The following is a 17,786-nucleotide window of genomic DNA, read 5'->3' as shown; positions in this document are numbered from 1 at the left end:
AAGTGTGGTAACACATGGAGCTGACTGTTACTAATCGGGTGAGGGCTTGACCAAGAAACGCAGGTTAAGAATTGATTCAAAGAGTTTGATTAACGATCAACAAGCATGTATGTAGTTTTGAGAGTACAATGTAAAAGAATTTGTGGCCAACAGCCACTTTTTCTTGTATATAGGGGATTGGTCAAATGGTATGATAGGGGTCTCCAAAACCTTTGGTGGGAGTTCGATTCTCTCATCCCCTGCTCCTTAGGAGCCTGAAAGCCTTTAAAATCAAGGCATTCAGGCTCTTTTGTTTTGTCCAAAAAGGGCAGGGTACCAACTTTGGGGCCCTGCCAAAATCCAGACAAAAAGGAGGTTGCACGTCAAAGATTTCTTCCCCCGGTATGATTGCAAATTAGAACATTTTGAGCAAGAGATGGAAATGAATTACGATGAATTTGTGTCATATTTATTAAAGAAATATGGACCAGCTAAATATGATTATTTTACAAATGCTACTTGTAAAACTAAAAGTAAGCGAATTTCAAGAACTAAAGAAGGGTTATTTTGTCATCATATAGATGAAGATAAAGGCTATATGCTTTCGCGTACAGGATGTGCATTAGAACAACCGTTTGAGTACCAAAAAGCAGAACGTCTAGTTTATTGCAATTATATTGAGCATTTATTACTTCATATATTGATTGGAAAAAACGCTTTTTGGTCTAAACATCAAAAGTTAATTGCACCTAAGCAATTTTCTTATTTCATTGTTCCTGGTGTTTCTTATATTTGTTCAGAAATAAATTTATTGTATGATCAAAATGGAAGTTCTGTAGAATGGAGAAATAGATGTTTTAAAGAAATAGAAAACAATTTTGAAGATTATATTTACATATTAAATTCATTTATTCAATATATAGTGGACAATTATTCTGGAAATATAAATCAAAAAGAAATTATGGTGGGACAACATCTTATCCACAAAGAGCTGGGAGAAGGTATCATTACTGATATAGATGGTGAAGAAATATTTTCGAAAGTGACTATTCAATTTGCAAATTGTAAGAAGGTCATTTATAGAGATCGGATTGATAAAGGAGATTATCATAAGGAAATAAGGAACATTAAAGAGAACCTTGCTTCCGATACATATAGTAATGTGATAATAAAATCTGTATATAATCGTTTAGTAGTAGAGTGAGGTTAAGAAACAAGGCGAAGCCGATACGCCGTAGGGAAGTTTTTGACGGAGCGTTTATAGATCGCTAACCAAAATTTATTAAGGAGTGTTGATATGTGTCAGGCTGTACAGGAAATGTGTGATGATGCAAGAGCAGAAGGCAGAACACAGGGGGGTACAGAGGGTGAAAGTATTGGGCTTCAGAAACAGGCGCTGCTTACAGCATAGAAAATGCTCAAAGACAGCAGATTTACACTGGAAGATATCTCTAATTTTTTCGGGTTGCCGCTGGATGAGATAAAGAAATTACAAATGAAATAACATTCTTAGAATTATGTAAACAAAACCAGGGGATTGCCACCAAGCAATCCCCTGAAATATTTCATACGAAATTATAAAATTATTTCGCTTCAGCTTCAGCGCCTTCAGCGTCCTCATCCTCTTCCGGAGCTGCCTCATACTCACCGATATGAACAACAACTGCATCCTCAGGTGTAATGAAGTGAACCTGCTTGCCTTCCGGGATCGGGAGGTCTTTTACATGGATATCATGGACGTCTGCAGGATAGCCGTTGAAGTCGATGACGATGGTGTCAAGAAGGTTGGCCGGATCTGCTTTGTAGTGGATCTCTTCCATCTCCTGCTCAACGATACCCTGAACCATGTCGGTGTGCTCCAGTTTGACAGCGACTGTTGTGGAAACCTTCTCACCGGCTACCAGTGCCTGGAAATCCAGAGCCATCAGCTGTTTTTCAATTGGATTATAGTCAATATTTTTTACCAGGGCATCAACTTTTTCGCCTTCGATGTCCAGGTAAATCTGTGTACCTTCTTTATTTGCTTTAATGAATTTGGCTGCCTCGGCACCGTCAAACTGAAGTGCTACAGGCTCTTTCATTTCTTTTCCACTAAGAATTCCTGTGACGTAACCCTCACGTCTTAATTTTTTAGCTTTTACATTCGGGTTTCTTTTCTCTGCTTTCAATGTGATCATGTCAAATTCCTCCTCCTGATGCATGGATTCCGGTAATGTTGCTGTTCGCGCTGTTCGCAGTAACACGAATTCTGCATTTCTTTTCTGACTGGGATCATTATAGCACTTCTCGGACGAGGTGGCTAACAAAAAGTTAGAAAATTTAAGAACAATATTTTGTATTGTTTAACTTATGTACAAAACTTCAAGGGTAAAATTAGACAAAAACAAAGCATATATTTGAGATTTTACAGAAAAAATTAAAACAACATAAAAAATTGCACAAATCAAGTGATCATAAAAGCCTGAAAGTTGGCATTTATCTGGAAGAGAGGCAAGTATTAAATATGAATATTCTATTTTTATTTGATTCAGATATGCGAGGAGACGGGAAATATCCATATTGCTGACATATTGGAGAGAGCTGTTGTGATCAATGTAATAAAAATTGGAAGATATGATGCAGGACAGAGATGACGGCGAAAGAAGGTGGCAACATAACACGATGGGTATTTTACTCTGGAGAAAGAATTTAACGGAATTGCATATAATTTCTGAAACAATTTAACATACAATTCACAAATCTTTATCTCAATCACGATATCTGAACAGCCGGAAAAATCCTATACTACAAACTATGTGAGCGAGAGAAGAGAAAGGAGATAAATAATGTCAGAAATTGCACTTAGAAATGTATGTAAGCAATTTGATTCGGAGCATTACGGTGTGAAGGATTTTAATCTTGATATACATGATAAAGAGTTTGTGATCTTTGTAGGTCCGTCCGGATGTGGAAAATCCACCACTTTGCGTATCATCGCAGGCTTGGAGGAGATCACAGACGGTGAGCTGTGGATCGACGGTGAGCTTTCCAATTATCTGGGACCGAAGGAGAGGGGAATGTCCATGGTGTTCCAGAACTATGCCTTATATCCGAACATGACAGTTTATGGAAATATGGCATACGCCCTGAAGATCCGTAAGCTTCCGAAGGATGAGATCGACAGAAAGGTCCATGAGGTGGCAAAGATCCTGGAGATCGACCAGCTTCTTGACCGGAGGCCGGCGGCTCTTTCCGGCGGTCAGAAACAGCGAGTTGCCATTGGAAGTGCAATTATTCGGAAGCCGAAAGCCTTTCTCATGGATGAGCCCCTTTCCAACCTGGATGCAAAGCTCCGTGCTCAGATGCGTGTGGAGCTTGTGAAATTACATAAACAGCTGGACACCACCATTATTTATGTAACGCACGACCAGACAGAGGCCATGACTCTTGGGACTAAGATCGTGGTCATGAAGGATGGTCTGATCCAGCAGGTGGGAGCGCCGCAGAGTATTTATGACAATCCGGTAAATCTTTTCGTGGCAGGCTTCCTTGGTTCTCCGTCCATGAACTTTTTCCGGTGTACGGTAAAAGCAGAAGAAAATAATCGCACGGCTCTTCTTCTGGATGATGCCAAAACTGTGAAAAAGGTTTATCTGGACGGAACCAGAGGAAAACAGATCGCAGACAGATATAACGGCAGACACGTGATCCTCGGAATCCGTCCGGAGGATATCTACGAGCTGGACGAGGCGAAAAAGCTTGGTATTGAAAATGAAAGCGTAGATGTAGATGAGCCTGTAGTAAACCGGGAGATGCTGGGAGCGGAAGTGATCCTCTATTTTGATGAGCAGGGCAAAACCCTGGCAGTCCGCTTAAGTCCGGAAAATCAGACACAGGTAGGGGAGAAGGTTTCTCTGTATTTTGATATGGAGAAGGCCCATGTGTTTGATCCGGAGACAGAAGAAAATATTTTTGTGTCATGAATTTATGTCACGGAAGAGCTTGAGTACAGGCAGATCAGCCTGTAGATAGAATCTGATTATGCAAGGAGGAGAAATAGTTATGGAAAATAACAGCAAAAGCAAGATCACACCGTACTTATATCTGGTGCCTTGTATGCTTATTTTTGGAATTTTTCTGTTTTATCCGTTTGTGAAAACAATTTATTTAAGTCTTTACAAGACCAACAAGATGGGACAGGCAAAGCTGTACGTTGGTCTGGGCAATTATAAAGAGCTGCTTCAGTCAGCATCCTTTATCAACAGTCTGAAGGTGACGCTGATCTTTGTGCTGATCGTTGTGGTCGGCGGCATGCTTCTTGGTCTGATCGCAGCAGTGCTTTGTAACAAGGCGTTTCCGGGAATCCGGGTGTTCAGCACATCCTATGCTCTGCCAATGGCTATTGCATCCAGTTCTGCGGCGATGATCTTCCAGATCATGCTCCACCCGGCAGTAGGTATTGTGAATAAGCTTACCGGCCTGGATATCAACTGGCTGAACGATCCGAACACGGCTCTGATCTGCGTAGCCATTCTTACTGCGTGGCTGAACAGCGGGATCAATTTTCTGTATTTTTCCGCAGGACTCGGAAATATTGATGAGACCATTTATGAGAGAGCTTCTGTGGATGGAGCCAGCAGTGTGCAGCAGTTTTTCAGCCTGACGCTTCCGGGACTTTCCCCGATCATGTTTTATACACTGGTGGTAAATATCATACAGGCATTTCAGTCCTTTGGACAGATTAAGATCCTGACAGAGGGCGGTCCTAATGAGTCTACCAATGTTATTGTTTATTCCATTTACAGGGATGCGTTTTTTAACTACCGCTTCGGAAGTGCGGCAGCCCAGTCTGTTATCCTGTTTGTGATCATCATGATCATCACACTGATCATGTTCCGTATTGAGAAGAAGGGAGTGAATTACTGATGAGCCAGATGGAAAATATGGCAGTCCCGGCAGTGGGAAATATGTCAAAAGAGGAGCTTCTGGAGCTGAAAAAAGCTATGAATGCAAAAGCTCTTGCAAAGAGAAGGACAAGAACAGCACTCCGTGTTACGGCAAATGTGGTGTTTGCAGTTCTGATCCTGCTTCCATTGCTTTATGCCATCAGTAGTGCACTGATGCCTTCCAGTGAACTGTTTACTACAGAGTTGAATCTCTTTCCCAAGAATCCGACCTTTTCCAACTTTATCAATGCATTCCGCACCGTTCCACTTCTCCGATTCATATTGAATTCCTTTATCATGGCGGGATGCATTACCATCGGACAGATCATTACCTGTTCTCTTGCTGCTTTTGCGTTTTCTTTCCTGGAATTCAAAGGAAAAGGTATTCTCTTCATGGTTGTGATGGCAACCATGATGGTTCCAGGAGAGGCAACGATCATTTCCAACTACCTGACGGTATCAAGCTGGGGAATGCTGGATACTTATCAGGTACTGATCGTGCCTTACCTTACATCCGCAATGGGAATTTTCCTGTTCCGTCAGTTTTACATGACTTTCCCGATCTCACTGTATGAATCGGCAAAGCTTGACGGCTGCAGCAATCTGAAATTTATCGTAAGGATCCTGCTTCCGCTGACAAAATCCGCTATTGGCGCTATGGCAGTGTATACCTTTATCAACGCATGGAATATGTACATGTGGCCGCTGCTTGTAACGGGCTCCAACAATATGCGAACCGTTCAGATCGGTATCAGTATGCTGGATAGTGTGGATTCACAGTCCATCACCCTGATGATCGCAGGCGTTGTTATGATCATTATTCCGTCCATTTCCATTTTTATCGTTGGACAGAAGCAGCTGATCAGAGGAATGTTCTCGGGTGCAGTCAAGGGCTGATATCGGAGCAGGCAGCAACCCTGCAGCATCCTGCTGTAAGGGGAAAATATTGCAAAAAGATACTGCAAAGTCGTAAGACGGGCAGTTCATCTTATATAAAAAATGAAAAAAGAGAAAATTTTTCAAGAGGAGAAAAAAGTTATGAAGAAAAAAATCATCGCAGCTTTCCTTACCACAGCAATGACTATCGGTTCTCTTTCCGGAGTAACTGTATTCGCCGCAGATGCCGGCACAGATGAAAAAGTGGAAATGGCAGATGCTTCCGATGTAGACGGAACTACCATTACCTTCTGGCATTCCATGGGTGGTGTCAATGGTGAGGCGATCGATACACTGGTAAAAAAATTTAACGATGAGAATGAATACGGAATTACGGTAGATGCTCAGTATCAGGGGGAATATGATGATTCCCTGAACAAGCTGAAAAGTGCACAGATCGGAAACATGGGTGCGGATCTTGTACAGGTATATGAGATCGGAACAAGATTCATGATCGATTCCGGATGGATCGTGCCTATGCAGCAGATGATCGACGCAGACAGCTACGATGTATCTGAGATCGAGCCGAACCTGGCTGCATACTACACCATCGACAATGAGCTGTACTCCATGCCGTTCAACTCTTCCACACCGATCATGTATTACAACAAGGACATGTTTGATAAAGCAGGCATCACAGAAATTCCGGACAGCCTGGAGGGCATCGGTGAGATCGGACAGGATCTTCTGGACAAAGGCGGCGCAGGCGAGGTAATGTCTCTTGGAATCTACGGATGGTTCTTCGAGCAGTTTATCGGAAAGCAGGGCCTTGAGTATGCAAACAACGGAAACGGACGTAAAGAGGCTGCTACAGCTGTTGCTTTTGACGAGAATGATGCTGCAAAGAATATCCTTACAGCATGGAAGGATCTTAACGACAAGGGCTTCGCACCGGTCGTAGGAAAAGGCGGCGATGCTGGTCTGGCAGATTTCTCAGCAGGAAAATCTGCGATCACTCTTGGCTCCACAGCTTCCCTGAAACAGATCCTTCAGGATGTAAACGGAAAATTTGAGGTTGGTACTGCATACTTCCCGAAGATCAAATCCAGTGACGAGGGCGGTGTTTCCATCGGTGGTGCATCTCTTTGGGCACTGAACAACAATGATCCGAAAAAGCTTCGTGCAACATGGGAGTTCGTAAAATTCCTGATCTCTCCGGAGTCTCAGGCTTACTGGAACGCACAGACCGGATATTTCCCTGTAACTGTAAAGTCTCAGGAAGAGCAGGTATTTAAGGATAATGTTGCAAAATATCCGCAGTTCCAGACAGCGATCGACCAGCTTCATGATTCTTCCGCCGACTATGTAGGCGCTCTGTTAAGTGTATTCCCGGAGGCAAGAGCTACCGTGGAATCCGAGATTGAGAGCATGCTCAACGGAAAAGAGGATGTGGATACGGCTGTGAAAAACATGGCAGATTCCATCAACAAATCCATCGAAGAGTATAACCTGGTGAATGAATAATTCGAAAAGGCGTGGAAACTGAAAAAGAAAAATAAATATATACAGCCAAAAATCCCCGGATAAGCTCCTGGGGATTTTTGCTATAGTCACGGAAAAAAACATCCTGACAGGAAAATATCAGGAGAAAAATCAGAGGAATCTCTGGACGTAAGAGTATATATTGGCTATAATGATGAAGTTAATATCTACTCCTCAGGAAGGAAGAAAAATCTGTGAATAGAAGTAAAAGAGAAGATTATAAGAGATTTGTGGTATTTTGTCTGGCAAGTCTGATCGTAATCGCACAGGCAGCGATCTTTGCTTATGTATGGTATGATTTTTACAGTGACCTGATCCTGAAGCCATTCTGGAGAAAAGGTAACTGGGTAATGATCCTGATCTATGCGCTGATCTATCTGATGTTTGCCAAGCTTTACGGAGGTCTGAAGGTAGGCTATCTGAAGCGTATCGATGTATTTTATTCATTGACGCTGGCAACGATCTGTACCAATGTTGTGACGTATTTTCAGATCACACTGATCAACAGATGGTTTATGTCGGCCAGACCGGTGATCGAAATGACCGGAGTCCAGCTTGTTGTGACGGTACTGTGGATCTGGGGCTCCAGGTATATTTACTCCAGACTGTACGGAGCCAGAAGGCTGCTGGTGATCTACGGAGACCGTGATCCCGGTGATGTGATCCACAAGATGAACACCCGAAAGGATAAATACGATATCAGCGGTAAGGTTCATATCCGTGAGGGCGAAGAGAAGATCCATGCCATGATGGAAGATTATGAAGGCGTGATCATCTGGGATCTTCCGTCCCAGATCCGAAACAGGTATCTGAAATACTGTTTTTCTCATTCCATCCGTTGCTATATGAGCCCGAAGATTTCCGATATCATCCTGCTTGGAACAGACAGGATCCATCTGTTTGATACGCCGCTTCTGATGTGCAGGAATCAGGGACTTTCCATGGAGCAGCGTGCAGCCAAGAGAGTTCTGGATATCATTGTTTCCGGACTTGGGATCATCGTATCCTCACCCATCATGCTGATCATTGCCATTGCGGTGAAGGCTTATGACGGCGGTCCGGTATTTTATCTCCAGGATCGTCTTACCTATCAGGGAAAGGAATTCCGCATCCGGAAATTCCGAAGCATGTGTGTGGATTCCGAGAAGAACGGGGCGCGTCTTGCATCCAAGCACGATTCCCGTATCACACCGGTAGGACATGTTCTGCGTAACCTGCATCTGGATGAGCTTCCCCAGCTGTTTAACGTGTTTATGGGTGATATGTCTCTGGTAGGTCCACGTCCGGAACGAGATGTGATCATGCAGGAATATGAGCAGGAAATCCCGGAATTCCACTATCGTCTTAAGGTAAAAGCCGGACTGACCGGTTATGCTCAGGTATATGGCAAATATAACACCACACCGTATGATAAGCTGAAGCTGGATCTGTTTTATATTGAAAATTATTCATTCCTTCTGGATATCAAGCTTCTGTTTATGACTGTAAAGATCTTTTTCCAGAAAGAAGTTTCCGAGGGCGTGGATGATAATCAGAAGAACGCTCTTAAGGATTCCGAAGACAAAAAATAAGTAACGAAACGAAATGCGTGTCAGGCTGCGGCAGATCATCCTGACGCGCATTTTGTGGATAGAGAGGACGGAGGTTGTTTTTATGGAAAAGCCGTTGGTTTCCGTAGTGATGCCCGTATATAACGGGGAAAGATATATTGGAAAAGCGATCGAATCAGCACTGGGACAGGAGGTTCCGGTAGAAGTGCTGGTCATTGATGACTGTTCTGCAGACGGCACAGAACTTGCTGTAATGAAATATATGGACAGCGGAAAGATCCGTTATATCCAAAATGAACAGAATATGGGGGCTGCCCGTTCCAGAAACCGGGGCGTAAAGGAAGCCCGGGGAAAATATATCGCATTTCTGGATGCGGATGACTGGTGGGAAAAGGGCAAGCTGAAAGCCCAGACAGAGGTTATGGAACAGACCGGCTGTGCGATCTGCTCCACCGGAAGAGAGCTGATGACGCCGGATGGGCGCACTACCAGCAAATATATTCCGGTAAAGGAACGGATCACATACAGGGAGCTTCTGAAGCATAACAGCATCAACTGTTCTTCCGTATTGCTGCGCAGAGAAGATGCACTTGCGTTTCCAATGGAACATGATGACAGCCATGAAGATTACATTACCTGGCTCCGGATCCTGAGAAAGGGAGGATTTGCAGCAGGGATCAACAGACCTTACCTGAAATACCGGCTCAGTGAAGGGGGAAAATCCAGAAATAAGCTGAAGTCTGCGGCAATGACTTATCAGGTGTATCGGTATGTGGGATATGGTCCGCTGAAGAGTCTGTTTTTCTTTGTTTCCTATGCGCTCCACGGGATATGGAAATACCGTTGAAAAATTCTGGAAGAGGTGAATAATTCTGACATATATTAATTCTTTATTTCCAAATTCATAAATATATGTTATTATTTATTCATACTTTTATCAAATATTACAAGGTGGAAACAAATGAAACAGAGAACGGATAGCCAGGGAGTTCCGTATTCTTACCTGGTCGATAACATTAAAGTAGTACTGATCTTTCTTGTCGTATTTAATCATCTGATCGCATTTCAGCTGGTCAAGGTGGACATGGTGGTGCGTTATGTATGGTATGGGATCACCATTTTTCACATGCCTGCTTTTATTTTTATATCTGGATATCTTTCCAAGAAGCCACAGGATGTACTGAAGAATGTGAAGAATCTGCTGATCCCTTATATTCTTGGATACAGTCTGACCTGGTATGCTTATATCTGGACCGGCAGAAGCATGGATTATGAGCTGCTCCGTCCGTCCGGAACAGTTATGTGGTATGTGTTGGCACTGTTTATCTACAGGCTGACTATCGAAGCACTTGGCAAGATACGTTTTATCGTGCCTCTGAGCATTATTTTTGCATTGTGGGCAGGAACAAGACCGGAATTTACGACTTATCTTTCAAGCTCCAGGATTGTTGTATTTTTTCCGTTTTTTGTGGCAGGCTATCTGTGGAAGAGTGATTACACAGACGTGGTCCGTAAATTCAAGGGTAAATGGATCCTGCTCCTGGTTTCAGCCCTGCTTTTGTATGCAGTTCCGAATTTTATGATCGCCAATGAGATCCCGGTAGATATTTTCCGTGGGAATCATACGTATCAGTTATCGGGAATGGATGATATCACAGGAATGCTGATCCGCCTTCTGATGTATCTGGTATCTTTTGTGCTGGTGCTGACGTTTCTGGCATTGATCCCGGATGTGAAGCTGCCGGTTACCTTTGTTGGAAGAAATACCATGGGGATTTATTTTTTCCATTATCCGATCATGATCGTACTCAACGGCCTGCTTCTTCTCAGCATCCCGCAGATGCTGAATGTCTGGGTGCTTTTCGGAGTATCCTGGATGCTTGTGCTGATCCTTGGAAGCAAGCCGGTATCTTTCCTCTACGGAGGGGTACTAAACCTGCTTACATTTATTCTGTTCAAACGTGAGAGGCAGGTGCAGGATGAAGGACTTGAGGATGAATATGATGAAGATGACCGTTATGAGATCATACTGAAAAGAAAGAAAGCCATTGAGGAGCTTGCGGCAACTCTGGACGAGGAGGATGCACGTAAGGTGAAGGACGATGTGGCGGCTGTACTGGAACATGAGACAGAAGAGACGGAAGAAATCCGTGGCGAGGATTTCTTTGTAGATGAGGATCTTGAGATGGAGGAAGGCATGGATGATGCCGGAGCTCCACAGGAATTTGAGCAGCTCCAGGACCTGGATGATATATTAAAGATCACAGAACCGCAGGGGGAAATGGAAGTGCTTTTGAAAAATAAAGAAGAGAAAGCGCAGGATTAAATTAATAATGAAAAAAGTCATTACTTACGGTACCTTTGATCTGTTCCACCAGGGACATTACAATATTCTGAAAAGAGCCAGGGAGCTGGGGGATTATCTTGTTGTGGGTGTCACCAGTGAAAGCTATGATATCGAACGCGGCAAGCTGAATGTACAGGACAGCCTTCTGAAGCGTATCGAAAATGTCCGCAAGACTGGTTTTGCGGATGAGATCATTGTAGAGGAATATCAGGGGCAGAAGCTAAATGACATTACAAAATACAATATCGACCTTCTGGTAGTCGGTTCGGACTGGCGTGGCAAATTTGATTATCTGAAGAATTACTGTGAGGTCGTTTATCTGGAACGTACCAAAAATATTTCCAGTACCAAGCTCAGAAGTGAGGGTATGATCTACAGCATGGGCATTGTTACGGATGATACAGAGGACAACGAAATGGTGATGGAGTCCAAGTATGTCAGCGGACTGCATGTAGAAAGTGTGTATTCCGAGGACGTTTTTGTTGCGAGAGAATTCTGTGACAGATACGAACTTGACTCTTATGGTACAGATTACGGGCAGTTTCTGGAAGGACTGGATATCATTTATATCCGATCCGGTCTGAAAAACAGGGCAGATTATATCCGAAAGGCACTGGAATGTGATAAATATGTGATCAGTGACACGCCTATGGCTCTGGAGCCGGAAGAGATAAGAGAGCTGTTTGCACTGGCAAAGGCACATCAGGTTGTTCTGGTAGAGAAGCTTACCATGGTCTATCTGCGCGCGTTTACGCAGCTTGTCTGGCTGACACATGGAGCGCTTGTGGGAGATGTGGTAGCTGTAAAATGCGCGATTTCTCAGGATGATTTTGAGGGCGGAAAAAATTTCAGCGAAACAGTCAGCCAGGCGCTGTGTGCATGCATCAAGCTTCTCGGTAAGGATTACCTGGAGGTGAAGAGCAATGCAGTGAAAAGCAGTGACGGCTGCTTTATTTATGATATGATCACGATGAAGTATCTCCGGGCACTGGCGACCATTGAGATCGGAACAACGGTGGATGTGGAAAACGAGCTTGCGATCATCGGAACCAGGGGGCGTATCACCGTACCCGGTGACTGGTGGAATACCGGATATTTTGAAGCCAAAATAGAAGGTCAGGAATTCCTGAAACGCTACAGCTTTAATTTTGAGGGAAATGGTCTTCGCTATCTGCTTCAGGAGCTGGTCATCATGATCCGTGACAGACGGACAGAATGTACGAGATTTTTTTATGAAGAATCAGAAACTCTGGCTGAGCTTTTGAAAATAATTAATCAAAGAGGTTGACAGATGACAGAAAAACAGAAGCTTCTTTTGCAGCTCTTCCGAGAGGTTGACGCGATCTGCAAAAAGCATGATCTTAGATATGTAATGGCCGGAGGTACTCTGATCGGTGTTCTTCGAAATGAAGGCTTTATCCCATGGGACGATGATGTGGACATTTACATGCCCAAAAGTGACTGGGATAAATTTGTAGAAATATGTCAGAACGAGATGCCGCCGAACCGGGCGGTTTATTGTGCAGAAGTGGACCGTAATTATACCAACGGTTTTCCGCGCTACGGAAGTACGGATACCTGTGCGATCCACAAGCATCAGATCATAGGAGACGACAAGGCTGGTGAGATCATTGACGTACTGACTCTGGATCCCATTCCGGATGATGACCGTGAGTATGAGAAATACCGGGACCATATGATGATCTATACGGAACTTCTGAATATCAGCATGGTCGTGGGAGTCAGATGGGAAATTTCTCCCTGGCGGTATCTGTACTGGCTTTTCCGCTATACCTTCTGCGGAAAGGACAGAACCTTAAAGAAATTGGAGAAGATCATGTTTTCTTATAAAGAAGAGGAGTGCAGCCGCTATGCCATGCGATGGGGAGGCTGCCCGTTTCTTTTTGACAAGGATATGATGTTCCCTGTAAAATATATGGACTTCGAGGGCGAAAAGGTTATGATTCCTCACAGGACCAGCGATTATCTGATCTGGCATTACGGGGACGAATGGTCCTATATACCGCCTCATGGGGAAAGAGAATCTCATGAGTCTGTTGATGTTCCGGGCGCCAGCTATCAGGAGGTGCGGGATGAATATATGCCAAGGATCGACAAAAAACGTATCCGCAGACAGATGCTTTTCCGCAAATTCTACTGCCTTCTTATGGCAAAGGGAGACCATAAACAGGATGACAGACGAAGAAGGATCAAAGCCGGTGTTGTAGCCCGGGATGTGTCTGCCCGACTGATGAGATCCGAAAAAACAGCGGAGACCCTGCTGAAAGAGAGAAGATATGATGTGCTTGGTGAGATCTTTGAGGAGTATTACCGTGTACAGCTCAGCATGGAGTTTATCGGACGTGAGGATTTTAAGGGGATCCGTCCGTTCTATCATCCGGTCCTGATCCCGCTGGAGGATGAGGCTTTTCAGGCGGCCATGCTGACACTGATCTATCAGGAGCGTGTTTCCAAGGCATACCGTATGTACGAGGTACGCAAGAAAATGGATCATCTTACTCCGGAAATGGAGCAGACAGTGGAGGATATCCGACGTTTCCGAAAAGCAGCCAGCCACTATGAATTTAAAGAAATGCAGGAAGCAGAGGCGATTGTGGATGATCTTCTCAGAAAATATCCGGATGCTCCGGGATTCCTGAAATTTAAATGCCGGTTTGTGATGGAGCGCCTGGAAGGACCGCAGAATGCTTCAGAAGCGGAGAAATTTCTGTCTTACTGCCTGAGAGTATTTCCCCAGGATGGATATTTTATGAAATATAAGGGGGATCTTCTCTGGAAAAAGGGCCTCCGGAACGAAGCAATGGCAGAGTATCTGAAAGCCAGAGAATGCACCAATAACGGCATTGTGCAGCTGGAACTGGATAAATTCCTGAAAAAACAGAAGTCCCAGGCGATCCGGGACTGTCGGGATCTGCTTGGAAGCCAGAGAAGATCAGAAGCACTCTCTCTGATGGAGTTCTGGAGCAGACTGATGCCGGAGGATGAGGAGATCAGAGGCGCTCTTTATCTTGCGAAGGTATCTTCCGTCCGTACAAAAGGGGAGCTGGAAGAGCTGGTGAGAGAGCTTTGCAAAGAACTGGGGATCATCGGTAATTCTCCAAGGGAGGGAACTCTTGAGGAGCCGGTGTACAAAGAGGCACTTACCTGTGCATGGCAGAGATTCGGCTATCCCAAAGCACTGGCAGAGGGCCGTACCAGGATCCTGTGCAGTGAGGAAGAGGGCGAGATGGAATATCTGGCAGAGGAGATCCGCAGCTTTCTGGTCCATAAGGAATGGCAGGGAGAGGTATACAAGCTTCTGGGAGATATCCGGAAGAAACAGGGGCGTACCCGGGAAGCCTTCGAAAATTATTTCCTGGCATTGGATCATGAGCCGCATCCCTATATAAAAAATGAGCTTTCCAGGATCTTCCTGGAGGATCTTTACGATGGAAGCCGGCGTACCGGATTTTTCGCAAAGAAGGCAGACGTGACAGAATTTCTGAACAGCTGGCTGGATAAGTATAAAAGTCAGGAGGAGCTTCAGGAGCTTCTGAAGCGGATCCTGTAATGACAGATCAACAGAAACGAGGCAGAGTGTATTGAACAGAGAACAGCAGAAAGTACTGGAACTTCTAAAAGAAATAGATACCATATGCAGAAAAAATAAGATCACATATTATCTTTCTCCGTATCTTACCCTCTGTGCGGTAACGGAGCGCCCTTTTCCCATGAATCCGGCAAGCAATGATATTTATATGAAGACCGGTGATATGGCCCGGTTTAAAAATATCTTTGATGAAGAACCAGAGCTGCGCAGAACTCTGGAATCTATGGAGAATAACAGCCGTTTCCCCGGATTTTTTCTGCGTTATACAGATAAAGATACGTTGTTTTATAAGCTGGACGAGTACGGAAAATACAAACATCCGGGACTGGGGATCAATATCCTTCCGCTGCAGTGTGAATATGGTCCAAAGGGAAAATATCTCTGGAACCGTATGCGCGAAGAGGGATGGAAGAGGATCTACGGAAAAAAAGGCAAGTGGCGGAACCGGCGTGAGCTGGGATGTATCTGGATGGTGCGAGTCCTTTCCCTTTGCGGACGAGGCTGGCTGGCAAAGAGCATATTCCGGGATCTGCTCCGGCAGCCGCAGGATGGCGCAAAAACCTATGTACTCCGATATTTTGACCAGAATCTTTATTTTCCTGCGCATATTTTTGAAAATCCCGGGGAGGCAATGCTTGGAGGAGAATCCTTTATGGTCCCGGGAAACACAGACAGCTATCTCACCCGGGCCTACGGCAAAAATTATCGAAATAAGTCAATGGAAAACTATGTTCCCGGCTCGCTGGTGGTGTGCAGCACACTGATTCCATGCGAGGAATTTCTGCAGCAGTCAAAGGAACTGAAGAAATTTGCTTTTGTCAGGAAGAAAAGGGAAAAGCGCAGGCAGTTTGGAATGAATTACCGGGAATATCTTGCACAGTGCTGGGATTATGCAAAATTCTGCGGGGAAAAATATACCTGTGCACTGGCTTATCGCAAAAAGCTCAGCTATATCCGGAATCTCTTCAAAAATGAAGATTATGTGGAACTGGAAAAAGCATTTGCAGGATATACCAGGATGAATGATCGCTGTCTGAAATATGAAGAAGCATTTGAAACAGATCCGGAGGTTTTTGACCTGTATCTTAAGTATCTGGAAAAAACAGGAAGGATCTCGTATATGGAGAAGGTAAAAAAATATGTCTAAGGTCAAGCTTACAGATTATGTTGTGGAATTTTTGCAGAAAAAAGGGATCCATGATTTTTTTGGATACCAGGGAACCATGATCGCACATCTGGTAGATTCCATTGAAAAGAATCCCCATGCAAGAAGTCATTCCAGCTATCATGAGCAGGGAGCTGCTTTTGCCGCCTGTGGTTATGCTCAGGCAAAGAATGCCTGCGGCTGTGCCTATGCCACCAGTGGTCCGGGAGCTGCCAATCTGCTTTCCGGTGTGGCAGATGCGTATTTCGATTCTCTTCCGGTGATTTTTATCACCGGACAGCTGAATACCTATGAATATTCCGGTATTACAGGCCTTCGTCAGCAGGGCTTTCAGGAGATCGATATGGTTTCCATGGCAAAGCCGGTAACCAAGTACGCGGTGCAGGTCCGTGATCCGAAAAATATCGTTCGTGAACTGAATCTTGCATGGCAGATCGCCAATACAGGACGGAAGGGGCCGGTTCTTATCGATCTTCCTATGAATGTGCAGAGAGGCGAGGTGGAAGATCCGGCTTATGATATGGAATTTTCCGAGGAAGAGATCGAGACAGCTGTATATGGAAAAAATGATCCGGAAAACGGGGCAGCCTTTTACAGGGATGCAGTTGCAAAGGCGGATTCTTCTGATGGAGCAGAGGCGGCAGAATATATTCTGAATAAGATCAGGACTGCAAAACGGCCGGTATTTATGATCGGTCACGGAGCTTCCGGAGAAGCAGAAAAAATGCTCACAGATCTGGCGCGTGCCCATCACATTCCGGTGATCACAAGTGTACTTGCACGTTCCGCACTGAGCTTTGATGATCCTCTGAACTTCGGGTGCATCGGAGGTGCCTACGGACACCGGTATGCAAATATGATCGCCAATGCAAAAAGCGACCTTCTGCTCTGCTTTGGAATTTCCCTGTGTACCCGTCAGATTGGTACTAAGGTTCATGAGTTTGCGAAGAATGCCGAAATCATCCGTGTGGATATTGATCCTTATAATCTTCAAAGAGAGATCCATGCGGGAAGAGAAGGTGAGAAATGCTTTTGCGTCAGCGCAGAGACTGTGGTGCGTAAGCTGACAGAGCAGCAGGCACAGATCGGTTCCTATGAGGAATGGCTTGCTGTCTGCCAGAAGATCCGTAAGGAACTCTGGAAAGTGGACGATGAGACACCGCAGCGTTATCCGAACCGCATGATCGCATACTTGAGTGATCAGCTTTCCGATACCGGAGCGGTTGCTGTGGATGTGGGACAGCATATGGTATGGAGCTATCAGTCCTTCCACAATCAGCAGGGGCAGAAGACACTTTTTTCCGGCGGACATGGTGCTATGGGATATGCACTTCCGGCGGCTATCGGAGCTTATTATGCTACCGGCAAGCCGGTGGCATGTATCTGTGGAGACGGAGCCTTCCAGATGAATATCCAGGAGCTGCAGTGGGTGAAGCGCGAGAATATCCCGGTGAAGATGATCGTAATGAATAATGAGGCGCTGGGAATGATCCGTCATCTTCAGAGAGATTATTTTGACTGTGTATATGCGGATACCTCCGATGGCAGCGGATTCTCATCCTGCGATTTTACAGATGTGGCGCAGGCCTACGGAATTCCTGCAAAGCGCATCCAGGGAGAAGACGTAGAAAAATATGCCGGTGGATTCCTGGAGCAGAACGGGCCGGAGCTTCTGGAGATCATGCTGGAGCATGGAACCTACGCATACCCGAAGACCTGTCTGGGTGAGCCGATCCACAATCAGCAGCCTTATATACCGAAACCGATATTTGATGAACTGATGGAGCTGTAA

The 17,786-nt window shown here is 44.9% G+C and carries 13 protein-coding genes and 1 tRNA gene; 13 read left to right on the top strand and 1 reads right to left on the bottom strand.

What is annotated here, in order from left to right; all coding sequences use genetic code 11:
* Positions 1-171 precede the first annotated feature (171 nt).
* Positions 172-242 (top strand) — tRNA-Trp (locus DMI82_RS17445).
* 179 nt (positions 243-421) lie between these two features.
* Positions 422-1,183, top strand: coding sequence for a hypothetical protein (locus DMI82_RS17440; RefSeq protein WP_146207183.1), 762 nt, complete (start codon positions 422-424; stop codon positions 1,181-1,183).
* Positions 1,184-1,562: 379 nt separating this feature from the next.
* On the opposite strand, the gene DMI82_RS17435 is transcribed toward DMI82_RS17440, so the two are convergent.
* Positions 1,563-2,156 (bottom strand): 50S ribosomal protein L25, encoded by a 594-nt coding sequence (locus DMI82_RS17435; RefSeq protein ID WP_110104079.1) that lies wholly within the window; start codon positions 2,154-2,156, stop codon positions 1,563-1,565.
* A gap of 648 nt (positions 2,157-2,804) precedes the next feature.
* Between DMI82_RS17435 and DMI82_RS17430 the strand changes: the two genes are divergently transcribed.
* From DMI82_RS17430 to DMI82_RS17380, 11 genes are all read left to right on the top strand, one after another.
* The gene (locus tag DMI82_RS17430) at positions 2,805-3,941 is read left to right on the top strand and encodes an ABC transporter ATP-binding protein (RefSeq protein WP_110104078.1); all 1,137 of its coding nucleotides are present in this window, start codon (positions 2,805-2,807) and stop codon (positions 3,939-3,941) included.
* Positions 3,942-4,020: 79 nt separating this feature from the next.
* Entirely contained in the window at positions 4,021-4,884 is an 864-nt protein-coding gene (locus DMI82_RS17425) for a carbohydrate ABC transporter permease (protein WP_015525321.1), read from the top strand.
* The gene (locus DMI82_RS17420) at positions 4,884-5,801 is read left to right on the top strand and encodes a carbohydrate ABC transporter permease (protein WP_110104077.1); all 918 of its coding nucleotides are present in this window, start codon (positions 4,884-4,886) and stop codon (positions 5,799-5,801) included. The genes DMI82_RS17425 and DMI82_RS17420 overlap by 1 nt, the downstream gene beginning before the upstream one ends.
* Positions 5,802-5,942: 141 nt before the next feature.
* Positions 5,943-7,304 carry an ABC transporter substrate-binding protein gene (locus DMI82_RS17415; RefSeq protein WP_022427090.1) on the top strand — a complete coding sequence of 454 codons (1,362 nt, stop codon included), beginning with the start codon at positions 5,943-5,945 and terminating at the stop codon, positions 7,302-7,304.
* A gap of 212 nt (positions 7,305-7,516) precedes the next feature.
* The gene (locus tag DMI82_RS17410; protein ID WP_022427091.1) at positions 7,517-8,893 is read left to right on the top strand and encodes a sugar transferase; all 1,377 of its coding nucleotides are present in this window, start codon (positions 7,517-7,519) and stop codon (positions 8,891-8,893) included.
* Between the two features lie 82 nt (positions 8,894-8,975).
* Positions 8,976-9,719, top strand: a complete 744-nt coding sequence (locus DMI82_RS17405; protein ID WP_022427092.1) for a glycosyltransferase family 2 protein — start codon at positions 8,976-8,978, stop codon at positions 9,717-9,719.
* Positions 9,720-9,833: 114 nt separating this feature from the next.
* On the top strand, positions 9,834-11,198 hold the full coding sequence (locus DMI82_RS17400) for an acyltransferase family protein (protein ID WP_022427093.1): 1,365 nt from the start codon (positions 9,834-9,836) through the stop codon (positions 11,196-11,198).
* A 7-nt stretch (positions 11,199-11,205) separates the two neighbouring features.
* Positions 11,206-12,507, top strand: coding sequence for an adenylyltransferase/cytidyltransferase family protein (locus tag DMI82_RS17395; protein ID WP_015525326.1), 1,302 nt, complete (start codon positions 11,206-11,208; stop codon positions 12,505-12,507).
* A gap of 3 nt (positions 12,508-12,510) precedes the next feature.
* On the top strand, positions 12,511-14,790 hold the full coding sequence (locus DMI82_RS17390) for a LicD family protein (protein WP_015525327.1): 2,280 nt from the start codon (positions 12,511-12,513) through the stop codon (positions 14,788-14,790).
* A 31-nt stretch (positions 14,791-14,821) separates the two neighbouring features.
* On the top strand, positions 14,822-15,976 hold the full coding sequence (locus DMI82_RS17385; RefSeq protein WP_022427094.1) for a LicD family protein: 1,155 nt from the start codon (positions 14,822-14,824) through the stop codon (positions 15,974-15,976).
* Positions 15,969-17,786, top strand: coding sequence for a thiamine pyrophosphate-binding protein (locus tag DMI82_RS17380; RefSeq protein WP_059086342.1), 1,818 nt, complete (start codon positions 15,969-15,971; stop codon positions 17,784-17,786). Before DMI82_RS17385 ends, DMI82_RS17380 begins: the two co-directional genes overlap by 8 nt.

It is taken from the genome of Blautia sp. BCRC 81119 (assembly GCF_003184505.1).
GTDB classification, from domain to species: domain Bacteria; phylum Bacillota; class Clostridia; order Lachnospirales; family Lachnospiraceae; genus Blautia_A; species Blautia_A fusiformis.
Note: the sequence above shows the minus strand (reverse complement) of the source record. Positions and strands in the feature narration are given on the sequence as shown.

Bases quoted from the DNA above. Each gene is read 5' to 3' on its own strand.
- DMI82_RS17380 (WP_059086342.1), top strand. From the start codon at position 15,969: ATGTCTAAGGTCAAGCTTACAGATTATGTTGTGGAATTTTTGCAGAAA.
- DMI82_RS17430 (WP_110104078.1), top strand. From the start codon at position 2,805: ATGTCAGAAATTGCACTTAGAAATGTATGTAAGCAATTTGATTCGGAG.
- DMI82_RS17405 (WP_022427092.1), top strand. From the start codon at position 8,976: ATGGAAAAGCCGTTGGTTTCCGTAGTGATGCCCGTATATAACGGGGAA.
- DMI82_RS17435 (WP_110104079.1), bottom strand. From the start codon at position 2,156: ATGATCACATTGAAAGCAGAGAAAAGAAACCCGAATGTAAAAGCTAAA.
- DMI82_RS17440 (WP_146207183.1), top strand. From the start codon at position 422: ATGAATTACGATGAATTTGTGTCATATTTATTAAAGAAATATGGACCA.
- DMI82_RS17400 (WP_022427093.1), top strand. From the start codon at position 9,834: ATGAAACAGAGAACGGATAGCCAGGGAGTTCCGTATTCTTACCTGGTC.
- DMI82_RS17395 (WP_015525326.1), top strand. From the start codon at position 11,206: ATGAAAAAAGTCATTACTTACGGTACCTTTGATCTGTTCCACCAGGGA.
- DMI82_RS17390 (WP_015525327.1), top strand. From the start codon at position 12,511: ATGACAGAAAAACAGAAGCTTCTTTTGCAGCTCTTCCGAGAGGTTGAC.
- DMI82_RS17425 (WP_015525321.1), top strand. From the start codon at position 4,021: ATGGAAAATAACAGCAAAAGCAAGATCACACCGTACTTATATCTGGTG.
- DMI82_RS17415 (WP_022427090.1), top strand. From the start codon at position 5,943: ATGAAGAAAAAAATCATCGCAGCTTTCCTTACCACAGCAATGACTATC.
- DMI82_RS17420 (WP_110104077.1), top strand. From the start codon at position 4,884: ATGAGCCAGATGGAAAATATGGCAGTCCCGGCAGTGGGAAATATGTCA.